The following is a 21647-nucleotide window of genomic DNA, read 5'->3' as shown; positions in this document are numbered from 1 at the left end:
CAACGCGAGGGGTCAGAAGCGGTTCGCGATCGTCTCCCCGAGGCTCGCCCACAGCGCCGGGTCTGCGCCCGATCCGCCCGGGTCGATGTCGACGAGCAGCAGACCCTCGTTGCCCTTGACGACGAGGATCGTGCCGATGGAGGCATCGGCCCAGCCGCGCGTGACGCCCGGGATCGGCTGCGCGTTCGCGCCTTGGGGATAGAGCTCGGCCGGCAGGAACGCGTCGGCGTCGCCGGTGTACTGGGCGATCGCGGTGTGCGTGTCGGCGAAGGCCCACGTGCACTGCTGCAGTCCCTGCTGCCCCTCGGCGGCCACGCCCTCGATCGTGTCGACGCCGAGAGCTGCCGCGATGTCGGCGGAGGGCACGAGCGCGCATGCATCGCCCGTGCCCGACCCCGCCTCCGGCGCGGGCGCCGAACCCGAATCGGCGTCCGCCGTAGCCGAGCTCCCCGCGGACTCGGCGGTGTTCGTCGCGGCCTGCGAGCAGCCGGTGAGCACCAGGGCTGCCGCGACCAAGACGAGCGGCTTGAGAGATTTCACGCCGCGATCATGACAGTCGGCGACGCGCGCCGATACGACCTGCGACGCAATCCCGCCGGATCCCGCAGTGCGCGCCTCAGGTCTCAGTGGGCCGCATCCGCGCGGGCGCCGCGCTTCGTGAGGCGGGAGATGCCGGTGACGACGGCCACGATCACGAGGCCGAGGGCGAGGCCGAAGACGGCGGACAGGATCGTCTCTACGATCCACACCACCACGGGACCGGCCGCCTCCACGAGGTGCGTGATGGTGTGAACCAGGTGCTCGGGTCCGTCCCAGAGCGTCTCGGCCAGGTTGCCCACGACGAGATGACCGCCGACCCAGAGCATCGCGACGGTGCCGACGACGCTGATGACCCGGAAGACGGCAGGCATCGACGCGACGACGCGTACGCCGAAACGGCGGATGCGGCGTGCGTCGCTCTTCATGAGACGCAGGCCGATGTCGTCGATCTTCACGAGCAGCGCGACCGCGCCGTAGACCAACGCGGTCATGGCGAGACCGATGATCAGCAGCGCGCCGAGGGTCATCCAGATGCCGAAGTCGGGGTCGAGGCTCGAGAGCGCGATCAGCATGATCTCGGTGCTGAGGATGAGGTCGGTGCGCACGGCGCCGAACACGAGCTTCTTCTCGTCGCGGGGGGCGTCGTCATCCGCATCCTCGTGGTGCGCACCGAACCACTCGAGGACCTTCTCCGCACCCTCGAAGCAGAGGAACCCGCCGCCCAGGATCAACAGGAACGGCAGCACCCACGGGGCGAATGCGGTCAGCAGCAGCGCGATCGGGATGATGATCACGAACTTGTTGATGAGGCTGCCGAGCGCGATCTTCCACACCACCGGCAGCTCTCGCGCCGGCGTGATGCCCTGCACGTACTGCGGGGTGACGGCGGCGTCATCGATGACGACACCCGCGGTCTTCGCGCTCGCCTTGATGGCGGCGGTCAGGATGTCATCGACGACGGCGAGCAGGCCGACCGACATACGCACTCTCCCGGATGCGAGGGCCGCAGCCGAACGGCTGCAGGGGCGGATGCCCTCAGCGAGGATATCGGCCCCGACGGTGCTCACGTCCCCTTGCGCGCCTGATGGCGTGCGACTCGGTTGCGATTGCCGCACCCCGCAGCGGTGCACCAGATCCGGTTGTGCCGCGGCGAGGTGTCCAGATAGACCCAGCCGCACGCGTCATCGGCGCATTGCCGTGCTGCGTGCAAGTCCGCCGTGATCAGGTCCTGGGCGAGGGCGGCGATCGCCGCGCGCGGGCCGGTGACATCGAGAGGCACCTGCCAGCGCCAGCTCGCCGCATCCGCGTCGTAGTGGAGTGTCGAACGATCACGGGCGGCGGCGTACTCGTGGGCGATCAGGCGTGCCGCAGACTCGGATGCGGCGAAGACCGCATCGTGGATCGCTTCACGCAACGCGATGATCGCGCGGTGCTCGCGTGCCGCCGCATCCGGATCAGCCGTCGCGGCGGCGGCCAGAGCCCCCGCGTCCAGAACTCCCATCTGCGCACACCAGGCGAGGACGTCGTCGAAGCTCGAAAGAGTGTCGATCGCCCGGGTCGGGTCCAGCCGCCAATGCACGGTGTCGACGAGGTCGAAGCCGAGATGGCCGCCCACCGCCGGGAACCGAGGCTTCTCCTTCGACTCGCTCATCCTCCGAGAGTAATGCTTGGTCCTAACTTGTGGCATTAGTGCAGCACGTGCGAAGGTCTAACGCATGATCAGTCATTCACCCGTTAGGCAGCGGGAGCGGCTCGGGCGTGACTTCGACCGTTTCTGGCTCGCGCAGGGCGCGTCGTCCGCCGGGGCCCAGATCAGCGAGCTCGCGGTGCCCATGCTGGCGGTGCTCGTGCTCCACGCGTCGGCGAGCGAAGCGGGTCTCCTCGGCGCTGCACGTTGGCTGCCGTTCCTGCTGCTCGCGTTGCCGCTGGGCGTCCTGGTCGATCGCTCCCGGCGCCGCCGCATCCTGATCACGTCCGACCTCGCGCGCGCAGTTCTGACCACGCTCGTCGTGGCGCTCGCTCTGGCGGGGGTGCTCACCTTGCCCGTCCTTGTCGCACTCGTTGCTCTCCTGGGCGCATTCACGGTCGCCTTCGAGGTGGCTTATCAGTCGTTTCTGCCCACGGTCGCCGGGCGCGACCAATTGGAGCGGGCGAACGGCCGGCTCCAGGCGACCGTCGCGGCCACGGAGATCGGTGGTCCGGGCCTTGCGGGCCTGCTGATCCAGGCGCTGTCTGCCGCGTGGGCGCTGGCCGCACACGCCGTCGCGTACCTCGTGTCAGCCGCGGCGCTCCTGCGCATCCGTGCGACCGAGGCACGCCCGACACCCTCGGGCCGCAGCGCGAGGGCGGGCCTGCGCGAGGGACTCACGTTCGTCCGCCGCGACGGCTATCTCGTGTCCCTGCTCGGCTTCTCTGCGATCTACAACCTCTTCGCGCAGTGGATCATGGTGCTCTTCACGCTGCACGCGGTACGCGATCTCGGGCTCGAGGCGGGCCATCTGGGTCTTGTGTTCGGCCTCGGCGCGGTGGGCGCGGTCGTCGGCGCCGCGGCCGCCCCGATGAGCGTGAAGCGCTTCGGCGCGGGACCCGTCCTCATCGCGTGCGCCGCAGCGGAGTGCGTCGCGCTTGCGGCGCTGCCGTTGCTCCCGGCCGAGTGGAGCGCGCCGGCGCTCGTCGCGGCGCTCGTGGCCGTCTTCGCCGTCAACGGCGCGGGCACGTCGCTCTCGAGCGTCGTCGCCGTCACGCTGCGTCAGCTGCGCACGCCCGATCACCTGCTGGGCCGCGTCAACGCGACGATGCGGTGGATCTCCTACGGTGTCGTGGCGATCGGCGCAGCCGTCGGTGGCGCGGTGGGCGAGATCATCGGCACCCGGTGGGGGATGGCGATCGGCTGCGCGGGTGTGATGCTGACGGTGATCTGGGTGGGCGCGTCACCGCTTCGCCGCATCCGGGATCCTCGTTCGCTCGCGCGAGACGTCACCGAGGCGAAAGCGTCCGCCTGATCGCCGTGACCTGCCGCGGCGGGTTCGTCACCAGATAGTGCCGCCGCCGACGGAGATGCCGCCCCAAGTGAGAAGAATGAAGATGATCGCGAACACGACGGGCGCGATCCCCTGCCCGCTGCGCGCGAGACCTTTCAGCAGGCCGATCACCGTGAACACGGCCGCGACGACGGAGAGCCCGCCGCCGAGGATGAGCCCGATGAACAGCGGGATGGGCATGAGCACGAGCCCGGCGAGACCGAACCAGAATCCAGCCCAGGCGCTCGGGTTGCGGCGACGTTCGACGGTGTAGAACACGTGCCCATTATGCGGGGCGTGACCTGACAGAACACAAAAGCCCCGGCTGACCGGGGCTCATGGCGGAGACGGAGGGATTTGAACCCTCGGTCCCCTTACGGGGACTCCACCTTAGCAGGGTGGTGCACTAGGCCTGACTATGCGACGTCTCCAGTGGCGGCTTGCGCCGAACACACCCGTCCATCATAACCGGTCGGTTCGCCCCCACCGAACAGGTCCCGGATACTCGATAGCGGATGCGGTGGGCACCGCATCCGGAAGGGCATGCGGTGGACCCGAAACACCTCGCCAGTTCGGCGGCGCTCGCGCTGCTGGCCGGCTTCGTCGACGGCTTCGCGTTCGTGATGCTCGGCGGCTTCTTCGTGTCGTTCATGAGCGGCAACACGACGCAGGCCTCCGCCGAGCTGACGGGCGGCGCGTGGGGCGCCGCGGGATACGCGGGACTGCTCGTCGCGGCCTTCGTCGCCGGGGGCGTGACGGGCACGGCCGTGTCGATCCGCGCACGGTCGCGCGGCGTCATGACCCTTGTGGCGCTCACGCTCCTCGTGGCCGCGGTTCTGGCCGGGATCGGTTACGTGCTGGCGGCGGGACCGGTGCTCGCGGCCGCGATGGGCGCCACGAACGCCGTCCACTCCCGCGACGGCGCCGCTCCCTTCGGCATCACGTACATGACGGGGCAGGCATGAAGCTCGCGGAGAACATCGTCGCGGCCTTCCGCGGCGGCGATCGGCGCGCGTGGATGCGGCACCTCGCGCTGTGGGTCGCGATCGCGATCGGAGCGATCGCGGGCGCGGCGGCGGCGCGCCTGGTCGGCCCCGTGGCGCTCTGGCTTCCTGCCCTCGCCGCAGCGGCGACGGCGGCCGTGCTCGTCCTGCGCCCGAGAGCACCACGAGCAACGTCATAGGAGCGAGCGGGACAATCGAGTCATGATCGCATTCCGCCCCGCAGAACCGACGGATGCGGCGGGCATGGTCGAGGTACAGAACGCCATCCACCGCGCCGGTCTTCGCGCGGCACCTGTCGATCTCGCTTTCGTTCGGGGGCGCTACCTGGACCCCGGGCACTGCATCGCCTGCACGGTCGCCGAAGAGGGCGGCCGCATCCTCGGCTTCCAGTCGCTCAAGCGCGCATGGCCCGGCAATCCTTACGACGTCCCCGAGGGCTGGGGCATCATCGGCACCCACATCCAACCCGACGCCGGGCGGCGCGGCATCGGAAGGAGCCTGTTCGCGGTGTCGCTGACGGCAGCGAGGTCAGCGGACGTGCGTCACATCGACGCGAGCATCGGTGCCGACAACGCCCCGGCGCTGGCGTACTACGCCGCCATGGGCTTCTCGCCGTACCGCGACGGCGAGGGTGTCATCCCGCATCGCTTCGACCTCTAAGGTCTACTTCTGCGGAACCGTGCAGGTCACCTGGCTGGCGTTCTGGCCGGAAATCGACGACGGCAGCTCGACGGCAGTGTCGGACGGCAGCGCCTCGCCGCCCTCCGTGGCCGCGGGGGCAGGAGCAGTCGCGCCCGGGTCGGGGGCAGCTGTGTCGGGCACCTCACCGGTCACCTCGACGCCGAAACCGCCGCTCGCGTCACCGGTGAGCTGCAGCGGCCGGTTCTCACGCAGTGCCGCGAACAAGGCATCCGCGGCGCTCGAGATCGGTACGAGCCCGCCGCCGGAGTAAGCGGCCGGGTACTGCACGAAGACGATGTCCTCGAACGGGACGTCCTTCAACGCCATCGCGATCTGCGCCATGCGCGTCGGATTGGCGAGCTGCTTGTCGAGCACGAGCTGCTTCTCGCGCACCTGCGTCATCGCGACGTTCGCGAAGTCCAGCAGCTTGCCCGCATCCCCGAACACGGCGTCACCCTTCAGCTTGCGCACGAGCGACGACATGAACTGCTGCTGGTTCGAGATCCGGCCGAGGTCGGAGCCGTCGCCGATCCCGTGACGGATGCGCAGGAACTGCAGCGCCTGCTGGCCCTGCAACGTGTGCGTCCCGGCGGAAAGCGCCAAGCCCGTGTGCCGGTCCGAGATGTCGCCCTGCACACAGACGTCGACGCCGCCGACGGCGTCGGAGAGGTTGATCACGCCGGTCCATCGGATGGCGGCCGCGAACTGGATGTCTTCGCCGGTGAGCTCCTCGACGGTGCGCACGGTACACGGGAGCCCGCCGTACATGTACGACGCGTTGATCCGGTCCGTTCCCCCGCCCACCGTGTCGCCGTCGGCATCCTGACACTCGGCGATCGGCACGAAGGTGTCACGCGGGATGGACACGACCGTCACCCGCCGCGGCGCATCGCTGATGTGGACGAGCATCGTGACGTCGTTGCGCTCACCGCCGTCATCGTCGATCCCGCAGCGCGGGAACAGGGCGAGGTCCTGCCCCTCGCACGAGTCGGTGCCCACGAGCAGCACGTTCACGCCGCCCTCGATCTCGCCGAGGCCGGGAGGCAGAGCGGGGTCGCCGTCATTGCCGATGTCGATGGCGTTGTCCTGGATGGTGGCAGCGGCATCCCAGAGGTGGAAACCGACGACGCCGGCGGCCGAGGCGATGCCGACGACCACGGCGACGGCCGCGATCGACAGGGCTTGCATCAGCGGATGCGGAGACCGCAACCGCCCATGCCGGGCCACCGGAGCGCTGCGGCCGCGTCGTCTCGGCATCAGCGCAGGTTTCCGTTCGAGCACGTCTCCTCAGCGGCCGTCTGCCCCGCGATGGAGGACGGCAGCGCGACGCTGTCGGTCGGGGTGGTCGGCTGCGCCACGTCGGCGGACTGGGTCGGCGTGGGCGTCGTCGGATCGGTGGGCGCTTCAGAGGGTTCGGCGACGATCGTGCCGTCTCCCTGACTCGTCGAGCCCGTCAGCACGAGCTGCTGGTTCGCGTCGATCGCATCGAACAGAGCCTGTGCGGCGCTCTTGTTGGGCACGACCCGGTTGACGTCGTCCGGGTCGGTGAGCGTCGGGTACTGCACGAAGACGATGTCGTCGAACGGCACCTCCTTGACGGCGAGCGCGATCTGCACGAGCGTCATCGGGTTCGTGAGGCTCTCGCTCGGGGTGACGTTCTCGACGCCGACCGTGGCCAGCTTGTACAGCGTGGCGGGATCGTTGAGAACACCGTCGCCGACGAGCTTGCGCGCGAGACGAGACATGTACTGCTGCTGGTTCGAGATGCGGCCGAGGTCGCCACCGTTGCCCACACCGTGCCGCGTGCGCAAGAACTGGAGGGCCTCCAGACCCTGCACGTTGCGCATGCCGGCGGGCCAGTCGATTCCCGTGTAGGAGTCGCGGATGCCGTTCGCGATGCAGACGTCCACGCCGCCGATCGCGTTCGTGATCTGGATCACGCCGCCGAAGGTGATGGATGCCGCGAACGGAATGTTCTGTCCCGTCAGCTGCGAGATGGTCTTCACCGCACAGCTCAGACCCCCGTAGGAGAAGGTCGAGTTGAGCTTGCTGCTTGCTCATGGCCGAGCCGGCCGAACCATCCGGTCGGGTGCAGGAGGGGATCGGGATCATGAGATCGCGGGGGAAGGAGATCACGGTCACCCGACGCGGGTTGTCGGAGATGTGCAGCAGCAGATTGACGTCGTTGAGGTCGCCCTCGGCGTCCGGCCCGTCGCACCGATCGCCGAAGAGTGCGGCGTATTCCGGCTCGCACACGTCGGTGCCGGCGAGGAAGAGGTTCACTCCTCCCTCGATCGCCCCGATGTCCGGCGGCACCGCGCTCTGCCCCTCGAGCGCGACCGCGTCCTGCGTGAGGTTGGTCGTCAGGCTCCAGACGTTGTAGCCGACGACGCCGACGCCGGCGACCAGCACCACGGCGAGCGAGACGGCGACGAGCTTGAAGAACTGTGCGACGGGATGCGGCGAGCGCAATCGGCCGTGGCGCGCCACCGTCTGGCGACGCCCGCTTCGGGTCGGGCTCACACGGGTCCTCTCGTATGCACAAGCTGCAGGCGCGGCGCGATCCACACGCCCTGCCCCCATAGATCAGAGCCCATCCTAGGAGTGGCGACCTGAGAACGACGTGCGGATCGCCTGGGCGCGCTCAGCGCGGTGCCCGCGGAAGCGCGAGCCGCACGCTCGTTCCGCGTCCGAACTGCGACCGGAGGGAGACCTCCCCGCCGTGCCGGTGCACCACCACGCGCACGAGCGAGAGACCGAGACCCGTTCCTTCGACGCCCCGGGCGTCCTGGGCCCGCCACAGCCTCCCACACGAAGGGGAGGTCTTCGCCACGGATGCCCCACCCCGTGTCGGCGACCTCGATGACGACGGCATCCGTCTCCTCCGTGCCGCGCACCTCGATGCGTGCGCCCTCGTCCGAGTACTTCACCGCGTTCAGCAGCAGGTTGCGCACGGCGACGGCGAGGAGGTCGGGATCCCCGGTCACGGCGGGCAACGGCCAGGGGACGGTGGGCAGCACGGTCTCGACGCTGCGGTGTGCGCCGCGTGCGGCGAGTTCATCGCGCAGCGCTGCCGCTTCTTCCTCCACGATGACCGTCAGGTCCACGCGGGATGCCTCGATCGGCCGTGTCTCCAGCGAAGACAGGGCGCGCAGCTGCGTGACGACGCCGCTCAGCCGCGCGGCCTGGGCCGACGCGATCACCAGGTTCTCCGGCGGCGTCTGCTCCCCCGCCGCCAGCGCCGACCGGATGGCGGTCACCGGGTTCTTGAGCTCATGGTCGAGCCGGCGCAGGAACCGTCGGTGCGCATCGCGCTCGGCGACCGATCCCTCGGCGCGGGCGGCGACGAGAGCGGCGCCGCGCCGCCGCATCCGCATCGGCCGCACGACCAGCGCGAGGGTCAAGGCACCCGACAGGAGCGCGCCGGACACGACGAGCACGGTGGCCAGCGGCATCCGCAGCACGAGAGAGCCGTTGCCACCGGCGAGTGCGAGCACGACGGCGACGAGTGCGGCCACGGCGAGCGGGGCGGCAACGAGCACCAGGCGCACGGGTTTCACGACGCGCTCACCGGTGCGCAGAAGCGGTAGCCCGCGCCCGGCAGCGTCTCGATCCAGCGCGGCTGTTGGGCGTCATCGCCCAGCGCGCGACGCAGTTCCGCGATGCGGTGATCGACGGCGCGCGTGGTGACGGCGAACTCGAAGCCCCAGAGGGTCTCGAGCAGATGCTCCCTCGTGTGCACCTCGTCGGGGTGCGACATCAGGTATTCCAGCAGGGTGAGCGCCTTGGGCGTCAGCTCGAGCGTCGCGCCGTCGCGGTGCACGCGACGGGCCACACGGTCGAGCCGGAGCCCCGCGCTGACCAGCTGCGACGATGCGGTCAGCGGCTTGCCGCCGCCCGCCGTGCGGCGCAGGACGGCGCGGATGCGGGCGACGAGTTCCGGCGGATCGAAGGGCTTGCCGAGATAGTCGTCGGCGCCTTCCTCCAGCGCCGCGGTGCGCTCGAACGACGCATCCACCTTGGTGAGCATGATGACCGGGGTCCACGCGTCCGCACGCCGCAGGCGCCGCACGAGCTCACGGCCGTCCATGCGGGGCATGAGCACGTCGGAGACGACGATGTGGGGCGCGAAGGCGGCATGTGCGTCGAGGGCGCTCTGCCCGTCGGCCTCCACGCGCACATCGAATCCGCTGCGTTCGAGGAACGGCGCGAGGGTGGAGGTGATCGCCTCCTCGTCGTCCACGAGCAGCACGCGGGTGCGCGCCTGGTCGCTCACGAGGCGTTCACCGCCCAGATGCCGATACCCAGCGCCGCGAGGATCAGGACGGCGATCGCCGCGATCGTGAGGTAGCCGATCACGAGGCCCGCGATCGCGAAGCCCGCTCCGCCGGCATGACTGCGGCGGATGCGGGCGAGCGCGACGTGGCCGAAGATCACCGCGAGCAGGTTGAACCCCAGGAGCGCGAGCACGAACGACGTGATAGCGAGCCCGTCGGTGGGGCGAGTGACGTAGACGTACTGCTGCTGCGGCTGGGACATGGTGTTCATCCTCCGGTCGTGGCGCGCGCGGTGTTCGCTGCGCCGGTATCGGTCACGTCTGGGGATCCGCTCTCCCACCGCACGTCGTTGCCGCTGCCACCCAACCGGACGACGTCGATGGATGCGGCCTGCACCTGGTTCGCGGCCCCGGTGATCTCGAGCGTGCCGAGACGGTCAGCGAGCACGACGACGCCGCTCGCGGTCACCCTGACAAGGGCGCATTCCCCCGTGATCGACACCGTCGCACCCGCCTGCGCGACGACGACCTCGCCCGAGGCGCACGATGTCTGCTGCGCCACGTCGGCATAGCGCTCGCGCAGCTCGTCGGACGCCGCGGACGGATGCTCCGATGGGTCCGGCGATGGCGCCTGCTCGTTCGGGGCCGACGTCGCGGGCGCCGGCGTCGACGAGGGAGCGGGGTCGGCCGCGGGAGCTCCGGGCGCCTCATAGGCGACGGAGCACCCGGTCAGGAGCACGGCGAGGGCGGCGAGCGTGAGCGGCAGCGTCTTCTTCATCGTCTCGTCCGCTCAGAAGGCCGGGATGAAGATCTCGACGCGGCGGTTGAGCTGGCGTCCGGCGGGGTTGTCGACGCCGTCGATCTCGTTCGCGGCGACCGGCGCGCTCTCGCCGTACCCGACTGCGCTGAGCGACGCGGTGACACCGCGATCTTTCAGCGCGGCGACGACGGATGCGGCCCGCCGCTCCGACAGCTCCTGGTTGTAGCTGTCGGAGCCGATCGCGTCGGTGTGGCCGCCGATCTCGGCCGACGGAACGTCGAGCTCCGTCATCGCGGCCGCCAACTCGTCGAGCACGCCCGCCGCATCCGCCCGGATCTCGGAACGGTCGAAATCGAAGAGGACGCCGTCGCTGAGGGTGATCGTGGTGCCGCAGGAGGTGATGGGCGCGAGCGTACCGAGCGGCGGGAAGACGCCGACCGGCGCGACGGCGGGCAGAGGGTCTACCTCCACGGGCTCCCCATTGACCGCGCCGGTGCCGTCGCCGTAATTGCGGATGTCGAGCCCCTTCGCGACGTAGGAGCCGGAGCCGTCGCCGTAGTTGTGGATCTCGACGTCGGCGTCGCGGTACATCGCCGAGCCGTCGCCGTAGTTCCAGTGCTCGACGCCGTCGCCGGTGCGCGAGGCGGAACCGTCGCCGTAGACCCAGGTGGCACCGTTGGCCGTGGTCACCGAGCCGGAACCGTCGCCGTAGTTGTGGATCTCGATGCCGTCGGCGATGTAGGAGCCCGACCCGTCGCCGTAAACGTTCGCGGTCACCCCGTTGAGGGTGAAGCTGCCCGAGCCGTCGCCGTAGTTGTGCACCGTGCCGTCGGGTCCGGTGAAGTTTCCCGAGCCGTCGCCATAGAGGAGCACCGACCCCTGCGCACTCGCCCGCTCGGTCACGTCGCCGCAGGCGGCGGGGCGCACCTCGATGCCGGGTCGCGGCGCGATCTGGCGATCGAGCTGGATCGCGAAGCCGCCGAGGGCGCTGTCGAGTAGTGCCAGGTCGGGCATCGTGAACAGCGGGACCGGCGGCACTTCACCGGGCGCGTACCCCGCGACGACGGGAACGGTCGGCGTCGACGACGTCGCCGGCGTGCTCGCGGCGACCGGTGCGGACGCGGCCGGGCGGGGCTCGGCGGCGCATCCGGCGACCAGGACACCGACGGCCGCGACGAGGGCGAGGATGCGAGGGGCGGTGCTGCTCATGCAACGACCGTATCGAGCGGGCGCGGACCGTCGGTCGCAGGACGGTCGCACCTGTGTATCAATCCCGCGACACGGCCGCGATCATCCCCGCGGATGATGCGGATGATCCCCAAGGCCGACGACATCGCCGCGGCCTCCGAGGAGGCTCGAAGACATGCACGCTCCCTCAGCACCTCCTGTTCTCGTCGCGCGCGGTCTCGTCAAGCGCTACGGCACACTCACCGCCCTGGCGGGCATCGATGTGACGATCGCCGCGGGCGAGGCCGTGGCGGTGATGGGTGCATCGGGATCGGGGAAGACCACCCTGCTGCACTGCCTCGCGGCGGTCATCTCCCCGGACGGCGGCTCCGTCCGCCTGGGCCAGGCCGACCCGGTCGAGCTGGTCGGCATGGATGAGAAGGAACGCTCCGCCATCCGTCGCAGCCAGCTCGGGTTCGTGTTCCAGGAGCACCTGCTGCTGCCCGAACTCACCGCGCTGGAGAACGCCGCCCTCCCCCTGCTGGTGCAGGGCGTGCCGAGGCGCGACGCAGAGCAGCACGCCGCCGGATGGCTGCACGCCCTGGGGCTGGCCGGCATGGAGGATCGCCGCATCGGCCAGCTTCTCCGGCGGCCAGGCGCAGCGCGTGGCGATCGCCCGTGCGCAGGTGACCGGCGCACCGCTCGTCTTCGCCGACGAACCCACGGGCGCTCTCGACTCCGCCACCTCCGCCGATGTGATGTCGGCCCTCCTACACGCCACCGTCGGTCAGGGGCGCAGCCTCGTCGTGGTGACCCACGACGCCGATGTCGCGGCCCGGTGCCATCGCGTCGTCCGGATGCGGGACGGCCGCATCCTCGACGCCGCCTCGACGGCCGAGGCGCAGCGATGAGCGCGCTCGCCTCGCAGGGCGCGGTGCGGCGCACGCTCACGCTCTCGCGCCTCCTCGCCCGGCCGTCGCGGCAATCCCGCGCGGCGATCGTGCTCCCGGTCGTCGCGTTCGCCGCCACGACGGGGCTGCTGCTGATCGTCGCCGGCGGCACGCGCATGTTCCTCACCGACGACCGCGGCGGCGTGTTCACCGGGATGTACGGCATCCTGGCCGTGCTCGCGCTCGTCCTGCTCGCCGTTCCGCTGGCGACGCTCGGTGCCGCCGCGGCTCGGCTGTCCAGCCGGAGACGCGACGACCGCCTCGCGACCCTTCGCCTGCTGGGCGCCACCTCCGGCGAGGTCGCGGCCATGACGGTGCTGGAGGCGGCCGCGACGGCGGCGGTCGGCGCTGCCCTGGGGGCGATCCTCTACGTCGCCGTCCTGCCGCTCGTGGGCCTGCTGCCCTTCTTCGGCGGCCCGATCGGCGCGGCCGCGGTGTGGGCGGGCTTCGACGTGCTCGCTCTCGTGCTCGTGGGAGTCGTGGCGCTCGCGACCGTGAGCGCCACGCTCGGGCTCCGCCGGGTCGCGCTCACACCGCTCGGCGTGCGCCGGCGTTCGGATCCCGCACCCCGTCGGCGTACCGCGGTCGTCGTGGGCGTGATCGGCATCGCCGCGGTCACCCTCATCGTCCTGAATCTCTCGACCATCGGACAGCTGGTCGGCCCCGCCATCTCGGTCGCGCTGCTGCTGGCCCTGTTTGCCGGCTCCCTCGGCCTGCTGAATCTCATCGGCACCCCGATCGTCGCCGCGCGCGGGCGCGCGATGGCGCGCCGCGCCGGGGATGCGGCGCACCTGATCGCGGGGCGCGAACTCGCCGCCCACGCATCCGTCGCCTGGCGACGCGTCTCCGCGATCGCGATGGTCTCCTTCATCGCGGTCGTCGGCGGGGCGGGGATGAGCCTGGTCGCGCTGGCCGGCGACGACACGGCCGAGGCAGGCACGGTGTTCGCCGACATCCGCACGGGCGTGCTCGTCACGCTCGCGTCGGCCTTCCTGCTGCTGGCGTGTTCCGTCGGGGTGACGCAGGCGGCATCCGTGCTCGAGGACCGGGAGCTAATCGTGGGTCTCGACCGTCTCGGCGTTCCCGCGTCCGATCTCGCCCGCGCCCGGCGCATCACGGTGCTGCTGCCGCTGCGCTGGGCGGCGCTGGGCGGAGCGATCTCGGGCATCGCGCTGAGCCTGCCGATCATCGGCATCACCCTGGTGCTGGCTCCGACGTCGCTGCTGATCATCGCCGGGACCTTCGCCATGGGCGTCGCGCTCGTGCTGGCCTCGCTCGCCTCGACCGAACCCCTCGTGCGATCGATCCGGCGGGCGGCCGCCTGATCCACAGTTTGTCGAAATCTTTCGATACACGCGCATGCGTTCTGCTAAGTTCCGTGGGAGCGCTCTCTGAGAGCGCTCCCAGAGCGAAGGAGCTTGAATGCGCGCGACGACGCGGCACGTGAGACGCAACCTTGCCGTCTTGATGATCGGAGCGCTGGCGACGGCCGGCGCTGTGTCCCTCCCCACCGCCGCGCTGGCGGCCCCGACGGATTACGTGCAGAACGGCACGTTCACGACGGGACATGAACCGTGGTGGTCCGCCGGGGTGGATGCGTTCCGCACCGACGGTGGCGTGTTCTGCGCCGACGTTCCCGCCACGGCCAACCCGTGGGACGTCCTCGTGGGGCAGAGCGACCTGCCGCTGACGGCGGGCGTCGACTACATCGTCACCGCGGACGTGCGCGCGAGCGATCCCGCTACGCTCGTGACCCAGGTGGCCCCGAAGGTCGCGGATGCGTCGTTCAGCACCTACACGAGTCAGACCGCCTCGCTCACGGACGCGTGGCAGAGACTCAGCTATGCCTTCACCGCCCGCGACTTCGGCCAGGGCACGGTCTCCGACCTGCAGTTCCGCCTCGGCGCCAACAGCATCCCCACCACCTTCTGTCTCGACAACGTCTCTCTCATCGAGGAGGACTCCGTGCCACCCGTCGATCCGGACCCCGTGGACCCGGTCGTCGGCACGGACCAGCCCTGCCGAACCCGACGTTCGACAGCGGTACGAGTCCGTGGTGGACGGCCGGCCCGGTGGCGCTGTCGAACCCCGACAGCAACCTCTGCGCCACCGTGACCGGCGCGACCGCCAACCTCTGGGACGTGCTGGTCGGACACAACGACATCCCCCTGCCCGGCGCAACCGCCTTCCTGCTCGACTTCACCGCATCCGCCTCGGCTCCGGTGACGGCCTCGACCAAGGTCGGAACCTACTCGGGCGCATCGACGGAGGACTTCGTCGAGCGCACCTTCGCCGTGGGCACCGCGGCGCAGACCTACTCGTACACGTTCGAGACGACACCCGCCGACACGTTCCACCTCTCGCAGGTGCAGTTCCGCGTCGGAGGCGTGCCGGAAGGAACCGTGATCTGCTTCGACGACGTGACGCTCACGGGCACGAAGTACACCTACCAGGCCGACACCGGCCCGGCGGTGAAGGTCAATCAGGTCGGCTACCTGCCGCGCGGACCGAAGCGCGCGACTCTCGTGACGGATGCGGCCGAGCCGCTCGTCTGGACGCTCGAGGACGCGAGCGGCGACACCGTCGCGACGGGCACGACGACGCCGGCCGGGTTCGACGCGAGCGCGGGGGTCGACGTGCACACGATCGACTTCTCCGACGTCACCGCGACCGGTGACGGGATGCGGCTGCGCGTGGGCACAGAGCTGAGCCACCCGTTCCGGATCGCCGCCGACGTGTTCCAGTCGCTGCGCACCGACTCGCTGCGCTTCTTCTACACGAACCGATCCGGAATCGCGATCGACGGCGACATCGCGGGCGCCGAGTACGCGCGACCGGCCGGGCACCTGAACGAGGGCGCGAACCAGGGCGACAGCAACGTCGGCTGCCTCGAGCCGCAGACCTGGTCCGACGGGTGGACCTGCTCGGATCGCCACGACGTCACGGGCGGCTGGTACGACGCGGGAGATCACGGCAAGTACGTGGTCAACGGCGGCATCGCCGTCGCCCAGCTGCTGTCGGCGTACGAGCGCTCGCTCCCCGCCGGCACCGAGGCTGCTCTCGGCGACTCGACCCTCGCCGTCCCGGAGCGCGGCAACGGCACGCCCGACATCCTCGATGAGGCGCGCTGGGAGCAGGAGTTCCTCCTGAAGATGCAGGTTCCCGCGGGCGACCCGCTGGCGGGGATGGCATGGCATAAGGTCACCGATCGCGCGTGGACGGGCTTGCCGCTCATGCCGCACGACGACCCGCAGGAGCGACTGCTGCACCGCCCGTCGACGGCCGCCACACTGAACCTCGCAGCCACGGCCGCGCAGGCATCGCGCCTGTTCGAGCCGTACGACGCGGCCTTCGCGGCGCGCCTGCTGGACGCCGCGCGAACGGCGTACGACGCGGCTCTCGCGCACCCCGACCTGCTCGCACCCGAGGAGGACGGCGTGGGCGGCGGCACGTACGCCGACGACACCGTCACGGACGAGTTCTACTGGGCGGCGGCCGAGCTGTACCTCACGACCGGCAGCGACCGCTACCGCGACGAGGTCGAGAGCAACCCGCTGCACACCGCCGACATCTTCACGGCGGGCGGCTTCTACTGGGGCGACGTGGCGGCTCTCGGGCGCATGCAGCTCGCGCGCTTCGGCACCGATCTTCCCGACATCGACCGCATCCGTCAGTCCGTGGTGGATGCGGCCGAGAAGCTGATCGCCGACCAGAAGGCGCAGCCGTTCGGTCAGCCGTACGCCCCGAAGGAGGGCCTCTACGACTGGGGCTCGAACTCGGCCGTGCTAAACAACCAGGTGGTGCTGGCGACGGCGTTCGATCTGACGAAGCGCCCGCGCTACGCGGACGCGGTCATCGAGGCCTACGACTATCTGTTCGGCCGCAACGTGCTGGGGCAGTCGTACGTCACCGGCTACGGCACGAACGACTCGCGCAACCAGCACAGCCGGTGGTACGCGAACGCCCTCGACCCGCAGCTGCCGCATCCGCCTGTCGGCACGGTGGCCGGCGGACCGAACTCGTCGATCCAGGACCCGGTCGCGAGCGCCTGGCTCGCGGGCTGCGCACCGCAGGCCTGTTATGTCGACGACATCGGTGCGTGGTCGGTGAACGAGATCACGGTGAACTGGAACTCCGCGCTCGCGTGGGTGGCGTCCTTCGTCGCCGACCTCGGTGACGGCTTCGTCGCGGTGACCCCGGTCGCGGTCGACGACGCCGCATCCGGCGCACCGGGCGAGCCGATCGCGGTCACCCCGCTCGCCAACGACCGCGCCGGCGACGCCGACATCCCGTTGGACGCCGCGACGCTGACGCTGTTGGATGCGGCCGGCGACACCTCCGCCCGGGCGGCCTCCGCTCCCGCGACCTCGGTGACGATCGCGGGTCAGGGGCGGTACGACCTCGACGGTGAGCGCATCGTCTTCACTCCCGAGGCAGGCTTCATCGGCACCGCGACCCCGGTGACATACCGCGTGGCGGACACGCGAGGCACCGAGGTGACGGCGACGTTCACCCCCACCGTTCGAGCAGCTGCCGCATCCGATCCGTCGGCCGCCGTGCCCGCCGCGGCGGGGCGCGGCTCCTTGCCGCAGACCGGTGTCGACACGTCGCCGCTGTGGGCGATCGGGGCCGCAGCGCTCGCACTCCTGGGCGCGGGCGCCCACCTCGTGCGCCGACGCCGCCGCACGGCCTGAGCACACGACGAGGCCCCGGCGGGTGATTTCCGCCGGGGCCTCGTCGTGCAGCCCGTGCCGCCGGGCGGGCCGGGCTCGCGTATGGATCCGGCACCTGCACCTGCCCGAACTCCTGCAGAATGCGCGTCCCGCATCCGCTCGCTCTCCTGTCGAGCAGGAATTGCAGGAGTTCGGTCCGGTGTCGAACCGTGTTGCGACGTCCGTCCGCCGCCGGCGCCACCGGAGGCGCCTAGCGTCGTGAGGCATCGACAGAGAACGGAGCCCCGCCATGGATCATGTGGTCACCTCCTCCGCATCCACCGTGCGCTCCGGTTACCTCGATCCGGCCGCTCCGGCTGTGGCCACGGTGCTCTCCGGCGACACGGTGAGCTATCCGAACACGTGGACGCACTGGGGCAACGAAGCCGTATACGGAATGACCTTCGCGGACCGGGAGCCGCTGCGCGACAAGTATCCGGACGGGCCGTACTCGATGATCGGGCCCGTCCAGGTGGCTGATGCCGAACCCGGCGACATCGTTTGCTGCACCCTCGAGCAGTTGCGCACGATCGACTGGGGCTGGAACTCGTTCCCTCTGGGCGTCGGCGCCCTCCCCAGCGACTTCGCCGAACCGTACGTCCACTACTTCCGCTTCTCCGAGGACCGGACACGCGCCGACTTCGTCGACGGGGTCACCGTCCCTCTGCGTCCGTTCCTGGGCGTCGTGGCGGTCGAACCCGTCGGCGAAGTGCACACCAGCGCCATCCTCTCCGGCTCATATGGCGGCAATCTCGTGCTCCGAGACTTCACCGTGGGCGCCTCGCTCTACCTGCCTGTGGCGAAGCAGGGTGCGCGACTCTGGATCGGCGACGTCCACGCCGCGCAGGGGGACGGCGTCGTCGATCAGACCGCCATCGAAACGGCGGCAGAGCTCATCACCCTGCAGCTCAGCCTCCGAAAGCGTGTGCCGCTGGAGGGCCCGTTGCTGGAGACGGCGGATGAGTGGATCCTGATCGGCTTCGCGGGCAACCTCGACGACGCGCTCGTGACCTGCCTGCGCTCCTGCATCCGCTGGCTCCACACGGCGGCGGGGCTGACGGAGCGAGACGCATACGCCCTGTGCAGCATGCTCGTGAGCTTCCGCGTCACCCAGTTCTCGAACCAGACCGGCTCCGCGTACAGCTCGATCCCCCCTCGCGCCGTACATGCCGTCATCCCGAAGTCGGTCTTCACCGAGGACACCCGGGCCAGAATCGCGACCTGGCTCGCCGGATCATGACGGCACTGTCGCCGCGCGACCGCGTCCTGATCCTCGAGGCCATCGCGCGGGCGGACGACTGCGCCAGCAGGCGCGACACCGAGGCCTACCTCGCCCTCTTCACGACGGATGCGGCACTTTCGGGAGATCAGGGAGAGGCTGCGGGCCCCGACGCGCTCCGCGCGCAGCTCGCGCTGGTCTGGTCACGCGAACCCGCCTCCACCGTGCACCTGACCTCGGGCGCCTTCGCGGATGCGGGCGACGCGCCGGGTACTGCGGTCGCGACCTCGCATCTGCTTCTGGTCGACCCGACGACGGGGACGATCGCGGGCGTTGCGCGGGTGCAGCATCACCTCGTCAATCGCGAAGGCGCCTGGCTGTTCACACAGAGACGAGTGGAGATGACACCATGACGCAGGAACCGGCCATCCACCCCGACCTCGCATACGGCGACGATCCGTTGCAGCGGCTCGACGTGTACGAAGGCATGTCGAGCGATCCGGATGAGCGCGACGCCATCGTCCTCATCCACGGCGGGGGCTGGTTCCGCGGCTCCCGGAAGAAGGAGCAAGCTCTCGCGACGCGGCTGACACGAGAGGGATACATCGTCTTCGTGCCCGACTACCGCGAAGCGCCCACGCATCCGTTCCCGACGAGCCGGGAGGACGTGCTTGCGGCGTGGGCCTGGATCCGTGCATCGACGCACCGGTTTGACCGCTCCCGCGTCGCGTTCTTCGGCGGTTCCGCGGGAGGCAACCTCTCCGTGGAAGCCGGACTCGCGACAGGGCGCCCCATCGTCAGCTGGTCCGGGATCTTCGATCTGGCGCGCGTCGTCCGCGAGACGGCGTCCGTCGCAGCGACGCTCACCGACCAGGATCTGGACGCCATGCGCAGCGCCGATATCAACCAGACGGGTCGCGATGACGCGTTCCTGCGCTGGACCGTGCTGCAGGAGGTCGGGCACGACCGGTCGACTCTCGACGAAGCTTCTTCGCCTCAGCGCGTGACAGCGGATGCGGGCCCGGCGTTCCTGGCGAACTCCCTTGCCGAGTTCGTGCCCGTTTGGGACCCCGCGGGACTTCAAGCGGCCTTCGCCGCGGCCGGCGTCGCCAGCACACTGCAACTCATCCCGGGAACCCGGCATGCCGAAGGCTATTTCGACGATGCGATCGAACCGACGCTCGTCTTTCTCCGCGCGGCGCTCACCCGCGGCGGCGTGGTCGAGGCGTGAACGCCAGCCCCCATCTCCCCGCCTCAGCCAGGAGATACACGAGTTTCAGCTTCCTTTTCGGAGGCGGGGAGTGCAAAGTCGGCGCTGCTCGCGGAAAAGCACCCGGCGTTTAACCCGCGAGGGGTGGGCCGGGTGCTCTCTCTCGCGCGGATTAGTGTGCGGCGTCGTAGGCCTCGAGGACGGCGGCGGGGACTCGTCCGCGCGCGCTCACTTCGTGACCGTTCGCCGCGGCCCATTCGCGCACGGCGCCGAGGTCACGCGTGTCCTTCTTCGCGCTGCGACCGCGCGTCGTAGTGCGCGACGCACTACCGATGGAGCGCCCCGCCTTGATGAACGGCTCGAATGCCTCACGGAGCTTTTCGGCGTTCTTCTCGGAAAGATCGATTTCGTACGAGCGCCCCTCGAGAGAGAAATGGATTGTCTTTCCCTCCTCGAGAACTTCGCCGTCGAGGTCGTCGATGAGTCGGGTGAAATGCTGTTTGGCCATAGCTCGGGAGTATGACACATCAACCTTTTGCATTTCGGCATCTTGCGCGCAGAAAGAAAACCCAAGCGAGAAACAATGCGTTCTCGGTCGGCATGCCTCGGGCGGCGTAGGCCCAACTCCGTTCGAACCCGCTCAGCCGATCAAACGAAGGAACGCGGACCCCTACGGGGCCGGCGTTCCTTCGTTGCGGAGGGTGTGGGATTCTCCCCACCGCCCCTCCACGCGCCGCTGCTCGACGCGCGGAGCCTCGGCGGCGTGGGCCCAATTTCGTTCGAACCCGCTCAACTCGTCATAACGACGAAAGCGAGCCCCTGCGGGGCCCGCTTTCGTCGTTGCGGAACCCACGCGATGGCTTTCGAACCCCTCGCGCGAGACGCAGCGGCTACTCGACCGGGTAGCGACGCGCGAGTGGCCCGATCCAGAACGGCCTATTGAAAGTGCGAGTCTCGCTCCTGCTAGGCGGCCAGTCAGCCCTCCTCAGTTGGCCGTGTCTCACTCCTCGCGGTCGAAAACTTTCCGTAGCGGCGAGGGGCACGGCCCGATGTCGGACATATGAGGGATCGTGGTGACCATGAGCTGACCCAGGATCGTGAGGATTACCATGGCCGGTACCGACGAGTTTGATGAGCATTCGTCGCCCGACGGCGATCCTTCTCTCCGAGACTGGGCAGCTGAGCAAGCCCTCGCGGCTGACACCGAACGGGACCAGGCCAAGGAGCGGGTCGACCGTCTTGCCGGTGACCGCGAACTGGCCGAGGCGCTTCGTGCCGATGGTTTCCGCGGGCGCAACTACGACTTCTTCGCGACGGAGATTGCGAAGTACGGGTGGGCGGTCATCCGCGGCTGGATCTACAAAGGCCAGATCCGAGGAGAAGTGGCACGCAAGGGTTTCGGCGCGCTCGATCCCGAACCTCGACCGGGCGCGATGATCGAAGACGCGGAGGGGCTGGCGGACGAGACGGTCGTGCTGGCGTTGTCCGCGTTCAGAGACAAGGTTCTGGTCCCAGGGACGTGGGACCCCTCGAAGGGCGCTTCTCTCCGGACGTTCTTCGTGGGCCAGTGCCTGTTGCAGTTCAGCAACGTCTACAAGCGATGGCGGCGTGAGGAGCTGCGCTCGTACGCGGAGCCGCAGGCACCACCGGCGACAGCGGAGTGGGCGGATGAGTTCGAGGAAGGCCCCTCGACACCGCTCGCGCCGGATGCCAGCGAGACAGCACAGATCAAGGACGAGCTGCGCCGCGCCTTCGGAAGGATCACCGACGAACGCGTCCGGTCAGCGTTCTACTTGAGCGTGACGCACGGCTTTACCCACGCCCAGATCGGGGAGAAGCTGGGGATGACCGCCAAGGCAGTCGAATCCGCGATCGCGCGAGCCCGTCAGCAAGTACGAGAGAACCTGGAGTCGGCATGAGCGATCAATTTCGGAGCAAGGTGGAACGTTCGTCCTTCGGGACTCAGGGCGCCAAGGCAGCGCGACGATCCGTATCCGCCAGCAAAGCGCAGGCGCTCGTGACGCGATCGGCGGCGAGCAGCACCTCACAGAAGAATGTGCGAGGCCGCGAGGGGAAGTGATCGCAGACGTACATATACCGAGGTGTCG

At 69.7% G+C, this 21647-nt stretch carries 23 protein-coding genes, 1 tRNA gene and 1 pseudogene; 12 read left to right on the top strand and 13 right to left on the bottom strand.

Annotated features, from left to right (window positions below):
• Window positions 1-12 precede the first annotated feature (12 nt).
• The 3 genes from AC1VNH_RS13500 to AC1VNH_RS13490 form a co-directional block, all read right to left on the bottom strand.
• Window positions 13-540, bottom strand: coding sequence for a hypothetical protein (locus AC1VNH_RS13500; RefSeq protein ID WP_483111939.1), 528 nt, complete (start codon window positions 538-540; stop codon window positions 13-15).
• 83 nt (window positions 541-623) lie between these two features.
• On the bottom strand, window positions 624-1520 hold the full coding sequence (locus tag AC1VNH_RS13495) for a DUF808 domain-containing protein (protein WP_483111938.1): 897 nt from the start codon (window positions 1518-1520) through the stop codon (window positions 624-626).
• 83 nt (window positions 1521-1603) lie between these two features.
• A complete protein-coding gene (locus AC1VNH_RS13490) occupies window positions 1604-2191 on the bottom strand; it encodes a CGNR zinc finger domain-containing protein (protein ID WP_483111937.1) in 588 nt (195 codons plus the stop codon).
• Window positions 2192-2255: 64 nt separating this feature from the next.
• Here AC1VNH_RS13490 and AC1VNH_RS13485 point away from each other — a divergent pair, with 64 nt between their 5' ends.
• On the top strand, window positions 2256-3542 hold the full coding sequence (locus tag AC1VNH_RS13485; protein ID WP_483111935.1) for an MFS transporter: 1287 nt from the start codon (window positions 2256-2258) through the stop codon (window positions 3540-3542).
• Window positions 3543-3569: 27 nt separating this feature from the next.
• Here the strand turns inward: AC1VNH_RS13485 and AC1VNH_RS13480 are convergent, their stop codons facing one another.
• Together AC1VNH_RS13480 and AC1VNH_RS13475 are read right to left on the bottom strand one after the other, a co-directional pair.
• Complete coding sequence (locus AC1VNH_RS13480) at window positions 3570-3839, bottom strand: hypothetical protein (RefSeq protein ID WP_483111934.1); 270 nt, start codon at window positions 3837-3839, stop codon at window positions 3570-3572.
• 60 nt (window positions 3840-3899) lie between these two features.
• A tRNA-Ser gene (locus tag AC1VNH_RS13475) sits at window positions 3900-3991 on the bottom strand.
• Between the two features lie 117 nt (window positions 3992-4108).
• On the opposite strand from AC1VNH_RS13475, the gene AC1VNH_RS13470 reads away from it, so the two are divergent.
• Genes AC1VNH_RS13470 through AC1VNH_RS13460 form a run of 3 tightly spaced genes read left to right on the top strand, consistent with a single transcriptional unit; the run spans window position 4109 to window position 5224 of the window.
• Window positions 4109-4525 (top strand): DUF1275 family protein, encoded by a 417-nt coding sequence (locus AC1VNH_RS13470; protein WP_483111933.1) that lies wholly within the window; start codon window positions 4109-4111, stop codon window positions 4523-4525.
• Window positions 4522-4743, top strand: coding sequence for a DUF1275 family protein (locus AC1VNH_RS13465; protein WP_483111931.1), 222 nt, complete (start codon window positions 4522-4524; stop codon window positions 4741-4743). The genes AC1VNH_RS13470 and AC1VNH_RS13465 overlap by 4 nt, the downstream gene beginning before the upstream one ends.
• Before the next feature lie 22 nt (window positions 4744-4765).
• The gene (locus AC1VNH_RS13460; protein ID WP_483111929.1) at window positions 4766-5224 is read left to right on the top strand and encodes a GNAT family N-acetyltransferase; all 459 of its coding nucleotides are present in this window, start codon (window positions 4766-4768) and stop codon (window positions 5222-5224) included.
• A gap of 3 nt (window positions 5225-5227) precedes the next feature.
• Here the strand turns inward: AC1VNH_RS13460 and AC1VNH_RS13455 are convergent, their stop codons facing one another.
• The 7 genes from AC1VNH_RS13455 to AC1VNH_RS13425 form a co-directional block, all read right to left on the bottom strand.
• Window positions 5228-6433, bottom strand: a complete 1206-nt coding sequence (locus AC1VNH_RS13455) for an LCP family protein (protein WP_483111928.1) — start codon at window positions 6431-6433, stop codon at window positions 5228-5230.
• A gap of 68 nt (window positions 6434-6501) precedes the next feature.
• Entirely contained in the window at window positions 6502-7251 is a 750-nt protein-coding gene (locus tag AC1VNH_RS13450; protein WP_483111927.1) for an LCP family protein, read from the bottom strand.
• Between the two features lie 513 nt (window positions 7252-7764).
• Window positions 7765-8805: a sensor histidine kinase gene (locus AC1VNH_RS13445; protein WP_483111926.1), complete on the bottom strand. Its 1041-nt coding sequence runs from the start codon at window positions 8803-8805 to the stop codon at window positions 7765-7767.
• Window positions 8802-9521 carry a response regulator transcription factor gene (locus AC1VNH_RS13440; protein WP_483111925.1) on the bottom strand — a complete coding sequence of 240 codons (720 nt, stop codon included), beginning with the start codon at window positions 9519-9521 and terminating at the stop codon, window positions 8802-8804. The genes AC1VNH_RS13445 and AC1VNH_RS13440 overlap by 4 nt, the downstream gene beginning before the upstream one ends.
• On the bottom strand, window positions 9518-9784 hold the full coding sequence (locus AC1VNH_RS13435) for a DUF4190 domain-containing protein (protein WP_483111923.1): 267 nt from the start codon (window positions 9782-9784) through the stop codon (window positions 9518-9520). The genes AC1VNH_RS13440 and AC1VNH_RS13435 overlap by 4 nt, the downstream gene beginning before the upstream one ends.
• A gap of 5 nt (window positions 9785-9789) precedes the next feature.
• On the bottom strand, window positions 9790-10299 hold the full coding sequence (locus AC1VNH_RS13430; protein ID WP_483111921.1) for a DUF3060 domain-containing protein: 510 nt from the start codon (window positions 10297-10299) through the stop codon (window positions 9790-9792).
• A 12-nt stretch (window positions 10300-10311) separates the two neighbouring features.
• On the bottom strand, window positions 10312-11490 hold the full coding sequence (locus tag AC1VNH_RS13425) for an OmpA family protein (RefSeq protein ID WP_483111920.1): 1179 nt from the start codon (window positions 11488-11490) through the stop codon (window positions 10312-10314).
• 154 nt (window positions 11491-11644) lie between these two features.
• Between AC1VNH_RS13425 and AC1VNH_RS13420 the strand changes: the two are divergent.
• From AC1VNH_RS13420 to AC1VNH_RS13390, 7 genes and pseudogenes are all read left to right on the top strand, one after another.
• Window positions 11645-12359, top strand: a pseudogene (locus AC1VNH_RS13420) (ABC transporter ATP-binding protein).
• Window positions 12356-13723, top strand: a complete 1368-nt coding sequence (locus tag AC1VNH_RS13415) for an FtsX-like permease family protein (RefSeq protein WP_483111919.1) — start codon at window positions 12356-12358, stop codon at window positions 13721-13723. The pseudogene AC1VNH_RS13420 and the gene AC1VNH_RS13415 overlap by 4 nt, the downstream one beginning before the upstream one ends.
• 97 nt (window positions 13724-13820) lie before the next feature.
• Window positions 13821-14513, top strand: coding sequence for a carbohydrate binding domain-containing protein (locus tag AC1VNH_RS13410; protein ID WP_483111917.1), 693 nt, complete (start codon window positions 13821-13823; stop codon window positions 14511-14513).
• Entirely contained in the window at window positions 14471-17092 is a 2622-nt protein-coding gene (locus tag AC1VNH_RS13405) for a glycoside hydrolase family 9 protein (protein WP_483111915.1), read from the top strand. Before AC1VNH_RS13410 ends, AC1VNH_RS13405 begins: the two co-directional genes overlap by 43 nt.
• A 268-nt stretch (window positions 17093-17360) precedes the next feature.
• Entirely contained in the window at window positions 17361-18350 is a 990-nt protein-coding gene (locus AC1VNH_RS13400; RefSeq protein WP_483111914.1) for an acetamidase/formamidase family protein, read from the top strand.
• On the top strand, window positions 18347-18742 hold the full coding sequence (locus AC1VNH_RS13395) for a nuclear transport factor 2 family protein (RefSeq protein WP_483111912.1): 396 nt from the start codon (window positions 18347-18349) through the stop codon (window positions 18740-18742). The genes AC1VNH_RS13400 and AC1VNH_RS13395 overlap by 4 nt, the downstream gene beginning before the upstream one ends.
• Window positions 18739-19560, top strand: a complete 822-nt coding sequence (locus tag AC1VNH_RS13390) for an alpha/beta hydrolase (RefSeq protein ID WP_483111911.1) — start codon at window positions 18739-18741, stop codon at window positions 19558-19560. Before AC1VNH_RS13395 ends, AC1VNH_RS13390 begins: the two co-directional genes overlap by 4 nt.
• A 151-nt stretch (window positions 19561-19711) precedes the next feature.
• Here the strand turns inward: AC1VNH_RS13390 and AC1VNH_RS13385 are convergent, their stop codons facing one another.
• On the bottom strand, window positions 19712-20047 hold the full coding sequence (locus AC1VNH_RS13385; RefSeq protein WP_483111909.1) for a histone-like nucleoid-structuring protein Lsr2: 336 nt from the start codon (window positions 20045-20047) through the stop codon (window positions 19712-19714).
• Window positions 20048-20648: 601 nt separating this feature from the next.
• Here AC1VNH_RS13385 and AC1VNH_RS13380 point away from each other — a divergent pair.
• Window positions 20649-21458: an RNA polymerase sigma factor gene (locus AC1VNH_RS13380; RefSeq protein WP_483111908.1), complete on the top strand. Its 810-nt coding sequence runs from the start codon at window positions 20649-20651 to the stop codon at window positions 21456-21458.
• Window positions 21459-21647 lie beyond the last annotated feature (189 nt).

The sequence above is a fragment of the Microbacterium sp. KU4F genome (genome assembly GCF_056868075.1).
This window is presented reverse-complemented; position numbering and strand designations above follow the sequence as displayed.

Coding starts and splice junctions, on each gene's coding strand:
- AC1VNH_RS13490 (WP_483111937.1), bottom strand. CDS start 2,191: ATGAGCGAGTCGAAGGAGAAGCCTCGGTTCCCGGCGGTGGGCGGCCAT.
- AC1VNH_RS13410 (WP_483111917.1), top strand. CDS start 13,821: ATGCGCGCGACGACGCGGCACGTGAGACGCAACCTTGCCGTCTTGATG.
- AC1VNH_RS13390 (WP_483111911.1), top strand. CDS start 18,739: ATGACGCAGGAACCGGCCATCCACCCCGACCTCGCATACGGCGACGAT.
- AC1VNH_RS13395 (WP_483111912.1), top strand. CDS start 18,347: ATGACGGCACTGTCGCCGCGCGACCGCGTCCTGATCCTCGAGGCCATC.
- AC1VNH_RS13465 (WP_483111931.1), top strand. CDS start 4,522: ATGAAGCTCGCGGAGAACATCGTCGCGGCCTTCCGCGGCGGCGATCGG.
- AC1VNH_RS13455 (WP_483111928.1), bottom strand. CDS start 6,433: ATGCAAGCCCTGTCGATCGCGGCCGTCGCCGTGGTCGTCGGCATCGCC.
- AC1VNH_RS13415 (WP_483111919.1), top strand. CDS start 12,356: ATGAGCGCGCTCGCCTCGCAGGGCGCGGTGCGGCGCACGCTCACGCTC.
- AC1VNH_RS13380 (WP_483111908.1), top strand. CDS start 20,649: ATGGCCGGTACCGACGAGTTTGATGAGCATTCGTCGCCCGACGGCGAT.
- AC1VNH_RS13435 (WP_483111923.1), bottom strand. CDS start 9,784: ATGTCCCAGCCGCAGCAGCAGTACGTCTACGTCACTCGCCCCACCGAC.
- AC1VNH_RS13485 (WP_483111935.1), top strand. CDS start 2,256: ATGATCAGTCATTCACCCGTTAGGCAGCGGGAGCGGCTCGGGCGTGAC.
- AC1VNH_RS13385 (WP_483111909.1), bottom strand. CDS start 20,047: ATGGCCAAACAGCATTTCACCCGACTCATCGACGACCTCGACGGCGAA.
- AC1VNH_RS13425 (WP_483111920.1), bottom strand. CDS start 11,490: ATGAGCAGCACCGCCCCTCGCATCCTCGCCCTCGTCGCGGCCGTCGGT.
- AC1VNH_RS13430 (WP_483111921.1), bottom strand. CDS start 10,299: ATGAAGAAGACGCTGCCGCTCACGCTCGCCGCCCTCGCCGTGCTCCTG.
- AC1VNH_RS13460 (WP_483111929.1), top strand. CDS start 4,766: ATGATCGCATTCCGCCCCGCAGAACCGACGGATGCGGCGGGCATGGTC.
- AC1VNH_RS13495 (WP_483111938.1), bottom strand. CDS start 1,520: ATGTCGGTCGGCCTGCTCGCCGTCGTCGATGACATCCTGACCGCCGCC.
- AC1VNH_RS13400 (WP_483111914.1), top strand. CDS start 17,361: ATGGATCATGTGGTCACCTCCTCCGCATCCACCGTGCGCTCCGGTTAC.